The 12,210-nt window shown below is 68.5% G+C and carries 13 protein-coding genes, 1 tRNA gene and 1 pseudogene; 8 read left to right on the plus strand and 7 right to left on the minus strand.

Annotated elements, in window-relative coordinates:
* Nucleotides 1-5: 5 nt before the first annotated feature.
* The 5 genes from JM664_RS10545 to JM664_RS10565 are packed head-to-tail and all read left to right on the plus strand — an operon-like array spanning nt 6 to nt 4,403.
* Complete coding sequence (locus JM664_RS10545; RefSeq protein ID WP_227419860.1) at nt 6-986, plus strand: substrate-binding domain-containing protein; 981 nt, start codon at nt 6-8, stop codon at nt 984-986.
* On the plus strand, nt 983-1,801 hold the full coding sequence (locus tag JM664_RS10550) for a deaminated glutathione amidase (RefSeq protein ID WP_227419861.1): 819 nt from the start codon (nt 983-985) through the stop codon (nt 1,799-1,801). The genes JM664_RS10545 and JM664_RS10550 overlap by 4 nt, the downstream gene beginning before the upstream one ends.
* 1 nt (nt 1,802) lies before the next feature.
* The gene (locus JM664_RS10555) at nt 1,803-2,690 is read left to right on the plus strand and encodes an ABC transporter substrate-binding protein (RefSeq protein WP_227419862.1); all 888 of its coding nucleotides are present in this window, start codon (nt 1,803-1,805) and stop codon (nt 2,688-2,690) included.
* 1 nt (nt 2,691) lies between these two features.
* The gene (locus JM664_RS10560) at nt 2,692-3,627 is read left to right on the plus strand and encodes an amino acid ABC transporter permease (protein WP_227419863.1); all 936 of its coding nucleotides are present in this window, start codon (nt 2,692-2,694) and stop codon (nt 3,625-3,627) included.
* Nucleotides 3,624-4,403: an amino acid ABC transporter ATP-binding protein gene (locus JM664_RS10565; RefSeq protein WP_319637526.1), complete on the plus strand. Its 780-nt coding sequence runs from the start codon at nt 3,624-3,626 to the stop codon at nt 4,401-4,403. Before JM664_RS10560 ends, JM664_RS10565 begins: the two co-directional genes overlap by 4 nt.
* Before the next feature lie 53 nt (nt 4,404-4,456).
* Here the strand turns inward: JM664_RS10565 and JM664_RS10570 are convergent, their stop codons facing one another.
* Nucleotides 4,457-6,922 carry a heavy metal translocating P-type ATPase gene (locus tag JM664_RS10570; protein ID WP_227419864.1) on the minus strand — a complete coding sequence of 822 codons (2,466 nt, stop codon included), beginning with the start codon at nt 6,920-6,922 and terminating at the stop codon, nt 4,457-4,459.
* An 82-nt stretch (nt 6,923-7,004) separates the two neighbouring features.
* On the minus strand, nt 7,005-7,688 hold the full coding sequence (locus tag JM664_RS10575; RefSeq protein ID WP_227419865.1) for a M48 family metallopeptidase: 684 nt from the start codon (nt 7,686-7,688) through the stop codon (nt 7,005-7,007).
* 138 nt (nt 7,689-7,826) lie between these two features.
* Between JM664_RS10575 and JM664_RS10580 the strand changes: the two genes are divergently transcribed.
* Both JM664_RS10580 and JM664_RS10585 read left to right on the plus strand, forming a co-directional pair.
* On the plus strand, nt 7,827-8,156 hold the full coding sequence (locus JM664_RS10580) for a TIGR02300 family protein (protein ID WP_227419866.1): 330 nt from the start codon (nt 7,827-7,829) through the stop codon (nt 8,154-8,156).
* Nucleotides 8,157-8,243: 87 nt separating this feature from the next.
* Nucleotides 8,244-8,319: transfer RNA gene (locus JM664_RS10585), tRNA-Ala, on the plus strand.
* 73 nt (nt 8,320-8,392) lie between these two features.
* On the opposite strand, the gene JM664_RS10590 is transcribed toward JM664_RS10585, so the two are convergent.
* The 4 genes and pseudogenes from JM664_RS10590 to JM664_RS10605 form a co-directional block, all read right to left on the minus strand.
* Nucleotides 8,393-8,707, minus strand: a complete 315-nt coding sequence (locus tag JM664_RS10590) for a GMC family oxidoreductase (protein WP_319637527.1) — start codon at nt 8,705-8,707, stop codon at nt 8,393-8,395.
* Nucleotides 8,708-8,710: 3 nt separating this feature from the next.
* Nucleotides 8,711-9,397 carry a gluconate 2-dehydrogenase subunit 3 family protein gene (locus tag JM664_RS10595; RefSeq protein ID WP_227419867.1) on the minus strand — a complete coding sequence of 229 codons (687 nt, stop codon included), beginning with the start codon at nt 9,395-9,397 and terminating at the stop codon, nt 8,711-8,713.
* Between the two features lie 643 nt (nt 9,398-10,040).
* Nucleotides 10,041-10,280, minus strand: coding sequence for a hypothetical protein (locus JM664_RS10600; RefSeq protein ID WP_227419868.1), 240 nt, complete (start codon nt 10,278-10,280; stop codon nt 10,041-10,043).
* Nucleotides 10,281-10,324: 44 nt separating this feature from the next.
* A pseudogene (locus JM664_RS10605) lies at nt 10,325-10,821 on the minus strand (thiamine pyrophosphate-dependent enzyme).
* 183 nt (nt 10,822-11,004) lie between these two features.
* On the opposite strand from JM664_RS10605, the gene JM664_RS10610 reads away from it, so the two are divergent.
* Entirely contained in the window at nt 11,005-11,166 is a 162-nt protein-coding gene (locus JM664_RS10610) for a hypothetical protein (RefSeq protein WP_227419869.1), read from the plus strand.
* Between the two features lie 3 nt (nt 11,167-11,169).
* Here the strand turns inward: JM664_RS10610 and JM664_RS10615 are convergent, their stop codons facing one another.
* Nucleotides 11,170-12,189 carry a ribose-phosphate pyrophosphokinase gene (locus tag JM664_RS10615; protein WP_227419870.1) on the minus strand — a complete coding sequence of 340 codons (1,020 nt, stop codon included), beginning with the start codon at nt 12,187-12,189 and terminating at the stop codon, nt 11,170-11,172.
* Between the last annotated feature and the right edge of the window lie 21 nt (nt 12,190-12,210).

A 12,210-nucleotide genomic window follows, 5' to 3' on the forward strand; every position in this document is an offset into this window, starting at 1 on the left:
GCTAGATGGCGCTGCTGCTTCGCATCGCGATGCGTGACTGGGACCACCTGACGCCGCTGCTGCTGGGCGAGATCGCGGACCCGCGGATCGACCTGCGCATCGAACGCGTGCAGACGCTGCCGGGAGTGCCGTCGGAGACGGACGGGTTCGATGTCGCCGAGGTGTCCCTCAGCCGCTTCGTCCAGCAGAGACTTGCCGGACATACGGCCGACAGCGGAATCGCGAACTTTCCCATGCGCGCCTTCCGTCACCGCTGCATCATCACCCGCCGGGATCATCCGGCGCGGCGGCTGGAAGATCTGCGCGGTGCGCGCATCGGCGTGACCGGCTGGCAGGACTCAGGGAACACCTGGACACGCGACGCCCTCGTCGCCGCGGGCGTGCCGATCGACCAGGTGCGCTGGTTCGCCGGCCGCCTCACCGCGGAGCATCCCATCGTGGACCGGCTCGGGCCTTTCGCGCAGCCCGGCTGGATCGACCCGGTGCCGGGCGAGCGGCCAATGCTGGACCTGCTGCTCTCGGGGGAGCTCGATGCGGTCTTCACGCCGTTCATGCCGGCGGGATTCTTCTCGCCGGACTCCGCCTTCCGCCCGGTGCTTGACGACATAGTCGGTGCGGAGGCCGAATACTATCGTGCCCGTGGCTTCGTCCCGGGCATCCACGCGCTGGCCATCCGCGCCGATCTGGCGAGCGATCATCCGTGGCTAGCAGAGTCGGTGAGCGACCTGATGGACCAGTCCAGCGCCGTCTGGAGTGCCAAGCGGCAGCGTTATGCCGAAACCACCCCGTGGCTCTTCGACGACCTGCTGCGCACGGGCCGCCTGCTGCGCCCCGGCTGGGACGCCAGCGGCCTGGCGGCCAACGCGACGATGATCCAGTCATTCATGGATGCGGCACACGCACAGGGGCTGATCGCGCGCCGCGCGCACCCTGGGGATGTATTTCCGGCCGATCGGGCCGAAGAACGAGAGGAGCGTCGCGCATGAGGGTTGCGCTGGGCCAATTCGCTGCCGCGAACAACTGGCAGGACAATCTCGAGATCGTCCTCGATCTCGTCCGGAGGGCGAGTGCGGCAGGGTGCGACCTGCTGGTCCTGCCCGAGGGCATCCTGGCGCGCGACATCGCGGACCCCGAGATCGTGCGCAAGGCGGCGCAGCCACTCAATGGCCCCTTCATGTCCGCACTGCTCGAGGGCAGCGCGGCTCTGGATCTCGCCATCGCCTTCTGCCTGCATGTCCCGTCCGAGGGATCCGGCAGGGTCTTCAACACGCATGTCGTGCTGCGCAAGGGCCAGATCGTGGCGAGCTATCGCAAGCTGCACCTCTACGACGCCTTTGCCGCGCAGGAATCCGAGCATGTCGCTCCGGGTGACCTCGTCCCCGACCTGATCGAGATCGCTGGGCTCAAGGTGGGCCTGATGACCTGCTACGACGTGCGCTTTCCAGAACTCGCGCGCTATCACGCGATCCAGGGTGCCGACGTCCTGATATTGCCCGCGGCCTGGGTTCGCGGCCCTGGCAAGGAGCACCACTGGGAGACCCTCGTGACTGCCCGCGCGCTTGAGAACACCTGCTATGTAGTCGCGGTCGGCGAGTGCGGACCACGCAACATCGGCGCCAGCATGGTAGTGGACCCGCTCGGCGTCGTGACCCACAGGGCAGGCAGCCAACCGACGCTGATCCTGGCCGAACTGGATCCCGAGGGGATCGCCAGGGCGCGGGCGGACCTGCCCGTGCTCAAGAACCGCCGCTTCGGGCTCGCCATGCTCGAGGCCGCGCTGCATGACGCAAAGGGAGACTGAAATGACCATACGAGCTTCGATCCTGGGGGCCGCCGCCCTTGCCACTGCGGGACTTGCCGCGCCGGTCCTCGCGCAGGACGACGTGCCGCAGCAGACACTGAACGAGGAACTGCACGCCCAGCTCCCCGAGAACATCCGCGAGAAGGGCTACATGACCGCGGTGAACTCCGGCTCGTTCCCGCCCTACGACTTCGTCGAGAGCTCGACCGTGGTGACCGGCGCGTCCGCCGACATCGCCCATGCGCTGAGCGAGATTCTGGGCGTCGAGATCCGTCACGCTTCGGTCGCGGGGCTGCCCGCGCTCCTCAGCGGCATCGGCTCGAACCGGTTCGAGTTCGCCATGGGCCCCGTGGGCGACTTCCAGTCGCGGCAGGAGGCCAACGACTTCGTCGACTGGGTGCAGGAATTCGTGGTCTTCGCGGTGCAGTCGGGCAATCCGCTCGGGATCGAGGGCCTGGACACCGCGTGCGGCGCCCGCGTCGCGGTGCAGGCCGGCGGCTCGGCCGAGCGCGTCATCACCGAACAGGCGCAGAAGTGCGTCGACGAGGGCAGGGAGCCGATCGAGGTCCAGTCCTACGCGGACCAGCCGACCTCGATCCTGGCCGTGCGGTCCGATCGGGCGGACGCGTTCTTTTCGTCGCAGGCGCCGCTGACTTACTTCGTGCAGCAGTCCGACGGTCAGCTCGAGCTGGCGGGCGTCGGCAAGAGCAACGGCTTTCAGGACCTCTACCAGGGTGCCGTGGTGTCGAAGGATTCGCCGCTCGGCCCCGTCCTGCTCGCCGGCCTGCAGGAGCTGCATGAAAACGGCACATACGAGGCAATCATGACCAAGTGGGGCCTTGAGAACAACATGCTGGCCGAGCCCGGCATCAACCTTTCGACCTGGTAGAATGGCTGCGTTCGCCAACACCCTCGGGTCGCCGTCCGTAGAGGGCGGCGACTCGGCCGCGGGCGAGCACGACGTCGCACGCGCCCACCGGCCGCTGCCGGTCTGGCGCATCGTGGCGTGGGTGGTGCTGGCCTATATCTGCATTCAGGCGATCCTGATCGTCGCCCGCAATCCCAACTTCGGCTGGGACGTGGTGGGCGAATACCTCTTCCACCCGAATATCCTGCAGGGATTGACGGTGACGCTCGGCCTCAGCGTCGTCGCGATGTTCCTGGGCGTGCTTTTCGGGCTCCTCGTCGCCGTCATGCGGATGTCGCCCGACCGGCTGCTCTCTGGCTTCGCCGCCGGGTTCCTCTGGTTCTTCCGGGGCGTGCCGCTGCTGGTCCAGCTGATCTTCTGGTACAACATGTCGACGCTCTTCCCCGAGTTCCAGATCGCAGTCCCCTTCGGCGGCCCGGTCCTGGCGGCGTGGGAGACGAACACCATCATCTCGCCGCTGACCGCCGCGATCTTCGGGCTTGCGCTGCACGAGGCGGCCTACATGGCCGAGATCATCCGCGGCGGGCTTCTGTCGGTCGACCGGGGGCAGGTCGAGGCGAGCCAGGCCTTCGGCATGTCGCGTGGCCGGGCGCTGCGCCGGATCATCCTGCCGCAGGCGATGCGGTCGATCGTGCCGCCGACGGGCAACCAATTCATCTCGATGGTCAAGGCGACGTCGCTGGTCAGCGTCATCGCCATGTCCGACCTGCTCTATTCGGTACAGGCGATCTACAACCGCAACTTCGAGGTGATTTCGCTGCTGCTCGTCGCGGTGACGTGGTATCTCCTGATCGTTTCGCTCCTGAACGTGGGACAGGGGTTCATCGAGCGCCATTACGGCCGGAGCGAGCGCGGCCCGGTAGGCGGCAAGGCTGACGCGGAGGAGGCCGCGCAATGATGATGCAGACCGTCCAGTCGCCCGTCGTACGGATCCTCGACGTCCACAAGTCCTTCGGGTCGAACGAGGTTCTGAAGGGCATCGACATCGAGGTAACGGCCGGCGAAGTGGTCACCATTCTCGGCCCCTCTGGCTCCGGCAAGTCCACGCTCCTTCGCTGCATCAACATGCTGGAGGAGATCGACAGCGGCGCGGTCTTCGTCGACGGCGAGCAGATGGGCTTTGACCTGCGCGACGGCCGGCTCCACCGCCTTCCGGACAGCGTCGTGCGGCGCCAGCGCCGCAAGATCGGGATGGTGTTCCAGCACTTCGCCCTCTATCCGCACATGACCGCGCTCGAGAACGTGCTCGAGGCTCCGGTCGGCATTCACGGCCGCAACCGCAAGGAGGCGCGGGAGGAGGCGCTGGCACTGCTCGCGCGCATCGGGCTCGCCGACAAGGCGAACTTCTATCCCCGGCAGCTCTCCGGCGGTCAGCAGCAGCGGGTGGCGATTGCACGGGCGCTGGCGATCCGGCCGCGGCTGATCCTCTTCGACGAACCGACCTCCGCGCTCGACCCCGAACTGGTGGGCGAGGTCCTTGAAACGATGCGCGGCCTCGCGGACGAGGGGCTGACGATGATCGTCGTCACGCACGAGATCTCCTTCGCGCGCGAAGCGGCTGACCGGGTGATCTTCATGGACGGTGGCGTCGTCGTTGAGGAGGGGCCGCCGGACCGGGTCTTGAACGACCCGCGCAACCCCCGCACGCGGCAGTTCCTGAACCGCGTGATCTGACGCGTGCCAAGGCCTTCAGGCCGCGCGCCCCTTCCGCAGGGGCGCGCTACTTCTCACGCGTCGAGCTTCACGCCCCGTAGCCGTAGTGCGTTTGCGATGACCGAGACCGAGGAGAGGCTCATGGCGGCCGCTGCGAAGATCGGCGAGATCAGAAGGCCGAAGACCGGGTAGAGGATGCCCGCCGCCACCGGCACCCCGGCGGCGTTGTAGACCAGCGCGAAGAACAGGTTCTGCCGGATGTTGCGCATCGTCGCGAGCGAGAGCTTCCGCGCCCGCACGATGCCGTTCAGGTCGCCCTTGACCAGCGTGAAGCCCGCGCTCTCGATCGCGACGTCGGCGCCGGTGCCCATGGCGATGCCCACGTTGGCCTGCGCCAGGGCGGGCGCGTCGTTGACGCCGTCGCCGGCCATCGCGACCGTCCGGCCCTCGTCCTGCATCTCGCGGATGATGCGCGCCTTGTCCTCCGGCAGGACGTCGGCGCGGATCTCGTCGATGCCGAGGCGGCCGGCGACGGCCCGCGCGGTGCGCTCGTTGTCGCCCGTCGCCATGACGATGCGGAAGCCGAGCGCGTGCAGCGCCTTCAGCGCCGCGGGTGTGGTCTCCTTCACCGGGTCCGCGACGCTGACGAGGCCGGCCACAGCGCCCTCGACCACCACGAACATCACCGTCTCGCCCTCGTCGCGGCGCGCGTCGGCGGCCTCGGTCGAGGCCGCGGCCGCCACCCCCAGCTCCTCCAGCATCGCCGCATTGCCCAGCGCCACCGCGCGGCCGTCGACCGTGCCCCTGACGCCCTTGCCGGTCACCGCCTCGAAGTCCGTCGCCGCGGCCAGCGCCACGCCGCGCGCCTCGGCGCCGCGGACGATCGCCTCGGCCAGCGGATGCTCCGAGCCGCGCTCGAGGCTCGCGGCGAGGCGCAGGACCTCGGCCTCGTCGTGGCCGGCTTCGGGCAGCACCGCAACCAGCTCGGGCTTGCCGACGGTCAGCGTGCCGGTCTTGTCGACGATCAGCGTGTCGACCTTGGCGAAGGTCTCCAGCGCCTCGGCGTTCTTGATCAGCACGCCCGCCTGCGCCCCGCGGCCGGTCGCGGTCATGATCGACATCGGCGTCGCCAGCCCCAGCGCGCAGGGGCAGGCGATGATCAGCACCGCGATGGCCGAGACCAGCGCGTAGGCGAAGGCCGGGCTCGGCCCCCAGGCCGACCAGGCGAGGAAGGCCACGATGGCGACCGCGATCACCGCCGGCACGAAGTAGCCCGCGACGCTGTCGGCGAGCTTCTGGATCGGCGCGCGCGAGCGCTGCGCGTTCGCCACCATCTCAACGATCTGCGCCAGCATCGTGTCCTTGCCGACGCGCTCGGCCTCGATCACCAGGCTGCCGGTGCCGTTGATCGTGGCGCCCGTCACCTTGTCGCCCGCGACCTTCTCCACCGGCACCGGCTCGCCGGTCAGCATCGACTCGTCGACAGACGAACGGCCCTCGACGACCTCGCCGTCGACCGGCACCTTGTCGCCGGGGCGCACGCGCAGCCGGTCGCCCACCTGCACGTCCTCGAGCGGCACCTCCTCCTCGCTGCCGTCGGGGCGGACGATCCGCGCCGTCTTGGCGGCGAGGTCGAGGAGCGCGCGGATGGCGGAGCCCGTCCGCTCGCGCGCCTGCAGCTCGAGGATCTGGCCGAGGAGGACGAGGGTCACGATCACCGCCGCCGCCTCAAAGTAGACGCCGACCTGGCCCGAATGGTCGCGGAAGCCCATCGGGAAGAGCCCCGGCGCCAGCACCGCGACGACGCTGAACAGGTACGCCGCCGCGACGCCCATGCCGATCAGGCTGAACATGTTGAGGTTCCAGGTGCGGAACGACCGCCAGCCGCGCACCAGGAACGGCCAGCCCGACCAGAGCACCACCGGCGTCGCCAGGATCAGCTCGAGCCAGCGCGCGGTGCGCACGCCGATCCACTCGCCCAGGGGCAGGCCCAGCATCGGCCCCATGGCGATGACGACGAGCGGGACCGTCAGCGCCGCGCCGACGGCGAAGCGGCGGCGGAAGTCGACGAGCTCCGGGTTCGGCCCCTCGTCGCCCGTCGGCACCCCCTTGGGCTCAAGCGCCATGCCGCAGATTGGGCAGTCGCCGGGGCCGACCTGCTCGATCTCCGGGTGCATCGGGCAGGTGTAGATCGTGCCCGCCGGCATTGGCTCGGGCGTCGGTTGGCCCTTGAGGTACGACTCCGGCTCCGCCTCAAACCTCTCCTGACACCTTGCGGAGCAGAAGTAGAACCGCTCGCCTTGGTGCTTCGCCATGTGCTTCGCCGCCGAACGATTGACCTTCATGCCGCAGACCGGGTCCGTGGCCTGGAGGTACTTGCGGGGCTCGGACACGAACCTCTCGCGGCAGCCGGCCGAGCAGAAGTGGTAGAAATGCCCTTCATGCTCATGGCGCGGCTTGGCCGCGTCAGGGTTGAAGGTCATGCCGCAGACCGGGTCCCGCACGACATCCGGACTCACCTCAACCTCATCTGCTCTCATTGCGTCCTCCACCTCACGTCGCGCACGCGATCTATGTCGATTGCGCCTGTGGAAAAAGTGGCCCCTGCCTGCCGCGGTGCGCTCAGCCGAAGTCGATACGCTGCAAGGCGTCGCCATTTTGCCGCAGCCAGTCGCGCGAGGCGCGCCAGTCAGGGAACAGCCGCCCGGTCTCGAGCCAGAAGCTCGGCGAATGGTCGAGATGGACGAGATGCGCAACCTCGTGCGCCACGACGTAATCCAGCACATGCGGCGGCGCCATCAGCAGGCGCCACGAGAACATCAGGTTGCCGTCCGACGAGCAGGAGCCCCAGCGCGACCGCGTGTCGCGAAACGAGATCCGCCCGAAGCGCCTGCGTGCCGCAGCGGCATGCCGCGTCACCAGTGGCTCCGCCCGCTCGCGCGCGAGGCGCTTGAGTAGCTGCGCCAGCGGCGGACCGGCCGGCTGCCCCTGCGGGACCAGTACGGCGCCCGCGTCCAGTCCCGCCCATCGGATCCGCGCGGCGACGATCGGCAGTTCGCGACCTTCGATCGGTAGCGTGCGGCCGGGCGCGGGAATGCGGCGCGGCGGCGTGGAGGCCAGCACGCGTCGCAGCCACGGTTCGCGCGACATGGCGAAGCGAACTGCCTCGGCCTCCCTCACGCCCACCGGGACCGTCAGTGTCACGCGCCCGTCGAGCCGCGAGACGCGCAGGCTGATCCGCCTCGCGCGCGCTCCCCGGCGCGTCGCGATCTCGATCGGCGGATCGCCCTCCAGCGTCACAGCCATCTGTTTCATCCCTCGATCCGAAGGAGCCCTAGGCTAGCTGCCCCGACTCCGCAGCGCCAGCGGCGAAAGCCTTTGACACCCTCCGCGGGCTGTGGCAGAGGCGCGGCTTCCGTTTCGCACCCGATGGAGAGAGTGGCCATGCCGAAAGAGGAATGGGGCACGAAGCGCGTGTGCCCGACGACCGGCAAGCGCTTCTACGACATGAATCGCAGTCCGATCGTCAGCCCCTACACGGGAGAGACCGTGGTGATCGACACGTCCCGGACCGGCCGCATGATGGTCGCCGACAAGCCCGATCGCGACGCCAAGAAGGATGTCGTGGAAGACGACGAGGTGGTCCTCGACGACGAGGACGTCGATATCGACGACGACAGCGATGACGAGGTCCTCGAAGACGACAACGACGACGATGACGTCTCGCTGGACGACATCGCCGATGTCTCGGACGAGGGCGACGACGAAAGCTGATCTGCGGAAAACGGGGCTTGAAACGCCCCGCCGCATCTCATAGACGCTGACTGCCGGTCGGAGCGCCCGACGCTCCGGTCCACTTCAGGGGCCATAGCTCAGTTGGGAGAGCGCTTGCATGGCATGCAAGAGGTCAGGGGTTCGACCCCCCTTGGCTCCACCAATTTCTTCCCGTTGATCGGCGCAAGCCGCAAGCCGCGAGACACCGTATCTGTCTGAGGGCAGAGATCGTCTTGTCAGGCGGCGCGGGCGACCTCGCTGCGCGTCGCCAGCGCTCTGATCCGGTCGGCAATTCGCGCCGCGTTGGCCATGATCGTCAGCGACAGATTGACCCCGCCACCCGTTGGCATGATGGACCCGTCGCAGATCCAGAGGTTGTCGCAACTCCAGGCGCGGCCGTCGGCATCGACGACACTGTCGTCGGGCGAGAAGCCTGTCGGGCAGCTGCCCATGAGATGCGCCGTGCCGGTTGTCTCGAACAGGTGGGCAGCGGCCCCTGGCTCATGATCGCGTAGCCGCCGTGGAAGTACTTGCTGTCGTGGTAGTTCCAGAGCTCAGTCACGGCCATCGGGGGGCGAATCTTGTACCAGCGGGTTTCGTCCTCCATCGTCCCCCAAGACGGCGTCGTTGACATGCACCGTGAGTTTGCGGCCCCACCTCGTCGGCCTCCGCGTGGCAGCGCAAGGGCTCCCATCCGTCGTGCGAGTACACATCGGGCGCGCGGCCGTCGGCGGCACGGGTGTCAGGGATGTTTGAGGGCATTTCCGTCGCTTGCTGCAGCGCTTCGGCCGCTCCAGATCCGCTTCCCACGCATCGCCCCGGTTCGGCGACAGGCGGACATAGCCGCGGGGCGAGGCCGGACCGCCGAAGCCGATCTCGCTCCAGGCGTCCGGGTGGGCGTAGTAGATCCGCACGATCTCGTTGGCGAGGACGTGGCGGAAGAGGCGGCGCGGCGGCAGGTCACGCCATTCCGGCGCCCGCACGTCCTCATCGTCGATCGCCTGCAGCAGTCGCTCGCGCTGCGCCTCGGCGTCTATGGCGGCAAGGCCACGCCGCCATGCCTCACGCATCGTGGGAAGCGTGGCGCGCCGCGTGCCGTCGGTACGCTTCGCAGCCATCGCGGCGCCGATGAGCGGGGCCATCGGGATCAGCGCTGCGCGGTTGGGCTTCGGCAGGATCGTATCGCAGAGGGAAACCAGTGTCTCACACGCGTCCGGGTTGTAGAAGCGGCGCTCGGGCAACTGGTCCAGCCGGTGCGCGACGACCTCGCGTGATGCCGTCCCGCGAGTGGCTATCGCATTTCGTCAGCACGTCGTGGCCGGGAGGATAGCTCATCTGTGCGGCGCCTGGGCCGGCAAGGGCGACGCCGGTGAAGCTGGGCCGCGCCGGCAGGGGTGGCGCGACCTGCACGTTCTGGCTCCAGTTGCGCCAGCCGCCAATGTTGCGCACATCCCAGGCATGGAACGCCGGACCCGCCAGACCCATCGCCGCGGTGGCCCGCAGCAGGACGTGGCGAGACGCAGCCTCGCGTGGTCGGGACGGCGAGCGGCGTCGGCGATGCCGAGCGTGGCGAGTGGCGACAGGATCATCGGGGCGACGTACATCGCGCGGTTGTGGAAGCCCACGCGATAGTGCTCCATCGGACTGTCCGCGAGCACGCTGTCGGCGAGCAGAGCGGCCCCGGCCGCACCTACCGCGCCGCGCGACTGCCCGCGAAGAGCGTCGCCGAGGCGGGCGCCTGCGGCTCACCCAGGCGGTGCCGGCGACGAGGCCGACGGAGGCGAGCGCGGTCGGGAAACAGCGCGGCGCGACTTCTCGGTCGCACCGCCAGCGTCACGCCGGTCCCTCGTGGCTAGACCCGACACGGCTCCGCGTCCGCCTGTTTCAGCGCAAGGCCGACGCCCGGCCGGTCGCCCTCCGGACGCGCCACGCCGTCGCGCGAGCGGTGGCGAGACGGTCGCGGCGCGTGAGAGTGGGCGTGAGTACGTCGACCGCAAAGAGCGCGTTGGCGGTCATGCGTGTAGACGTGCCGAAGCCGGTCTCGCTGGCTGAACTCATCTCGCACGTCGCCAGCACCGCCGCGTCCCAGTCGCGTTCCGTCAGCCATCGGGGCACAGTAGGCACGCGTTGGGCGGCGGTGCGGAGGCTGGCGATCGGCGCCGCGGAGGTCACGAGGTGACGTAGCGCTTGAACGAGTTCTTGATGATCGCCTTCTCGTTCGGGTCGCCCTTCATCAGCGTCGCGAGGTAGTTGATCTGCTGGTCGAGCGTCCGCTTGGGCGGGATTATCGGGATCGTCGGGATCGTCGGCCCGCAGACGCAGTCGACCAGCACCGGCCGGTCGGCGGCGAAAGCTTGGTCCCATGCCGGCCCGACCTGCTCCGGCTTCTCGACCCGCAGCCCGATCAGCCCCAGCGAGGCGGCGTATGCGACGTAGTCGAAGGGTGGCACTTCCTGCGTCCCCTCCATCTTCGGCGAACCCCAATTGCGCGCATCAGCCACGTCACCTGTTTGAGTTTGCCATTGTTGAGCACGGCGACGACGCAGCGAAGGTCGTGCCAGGCGCGCCAGTACTTCGCGATGGTGTTCAGGGCCGAGTTGCCCAGCATCTGCATCGTGGCATCGCACACGAAGCTGACCACGACCCGGCCAGGGTGGGTGAACATCGCGGCGGTTGCATAGGGCACGCCGGGGGGCACATCGTGGCGAGCGACCCGAGAACGAGCCCTTCATCCCCTCGCGGACGCGAATTGCGCCGTCGTACCAGTTGGCCGAGGTGCCGCTGTCGGCGGAGATGATTCATCCGCTACGGGCTGAAGATGAGCGGGATGCCGGCCGGGGACATGCGCATGAGCGAGGCCGACCTGTCGCGCCTGACCGGCTTCGTCGGTGCGATGCCGCGGCTTTCCCCCGCCGCCTATGCGCTGGCCTGCGACGTGGCGGCATGTCTCTCCAGCCTGTCGTCGCTCGACCGCTCCGAGGTCGAGCTGGAGCGTGACCGGGATCAATAAGCCTCAGGCGGCGGAGTACATGCCTTCGTAGATCGGCCCGAGCGTCTGGTGGTCGAAGAGCGACGAGACGCTGGTGCCGTTCCAGATGTTGAGGATCGCCTGCGCGAACATCGGGGCGGTGGGCACGATGCGGATGTTGGACGCGCCGCGGACATCTCCGGTCGGCTGGATCGTGTCGGTGATCACGAGGCTCTTCATCACCGAATTCCCGATCCGCTCGACCGCCGGGTCCGAGAGCACACCGTGGGTAATGTAGGAATGGACCTCGGCCGCGCCGTTCTGCATCAGCATGTCGGCGGCCTTGCAGAGCGTGCCGGCGGTGTCGCAGATGTCGTCGACGATGATGCAGGTCTGGCCCGCCACCTCGCCGATGACCGTCATCTCGGCGACCTCGCCCGCCCGCTCGCGCCGCTTGTCCACGATGGCGAGGGCGCAGCCGATCCGCTGCGCCAGCTCGCGTGCGCGGCCGACGCCGCCGACGTCGGGCGACACGACCGTCACCTTGTCGAGCCGGTCGCGAAAGTTGTGCTGGATGTCGAGAGCGAAGATCGGACTGGCGTAGAGATTGTCGACCGGGATGTCGAAGAACCCCTGGATCTGCGCCGCATGCAGGTCCATCGTCAACACCCGCTCGATCCCGGCCTGGGTGATGAGGTTGGCCACGAGCTTCGCGCTGATCGGCGTGCGCGCCTTGGTGCGGCGGTCCTGCCGGGCATAGCCGAAGTAGGGGATGACGGCCGTGGTCCGCGCGGCCGACGAGCGACGCAGCGCATCGGCAATGATCAGGAGCTCCATCAGGTTGTCGTTCGCCGGGTTCGAAGTCGGCTGGATGATGAACATGTCCTCGCCGCGGACGTTCTCGTAGACCTCGACGAAGATTTCCTGGTCGTTGAACCGCTCGACCCGTGCGTCCACGAGGCCGACGCTGACGCCGCGATGCATCGACATCCGCCTTGCGATCGCCGCCGCCAGGGTGCGATTGGCGTTGCCCGAGATGAGTTTCGGCTCGATCTGGGATGGCATCGGCGGCCTCTGCTTTCGTGG

This window comes from Roseitranquillus sediminis (genome assembly GCF_016918935.1).
In the GTDB taxonomy this organism is placed as follows: Bacteria; Pseudomonadota; Alphaproteobacteria; order Rhodobacterales; family Rhodobacteraceae; genus Roseitranquillus; species Roseitranquillus sediminis.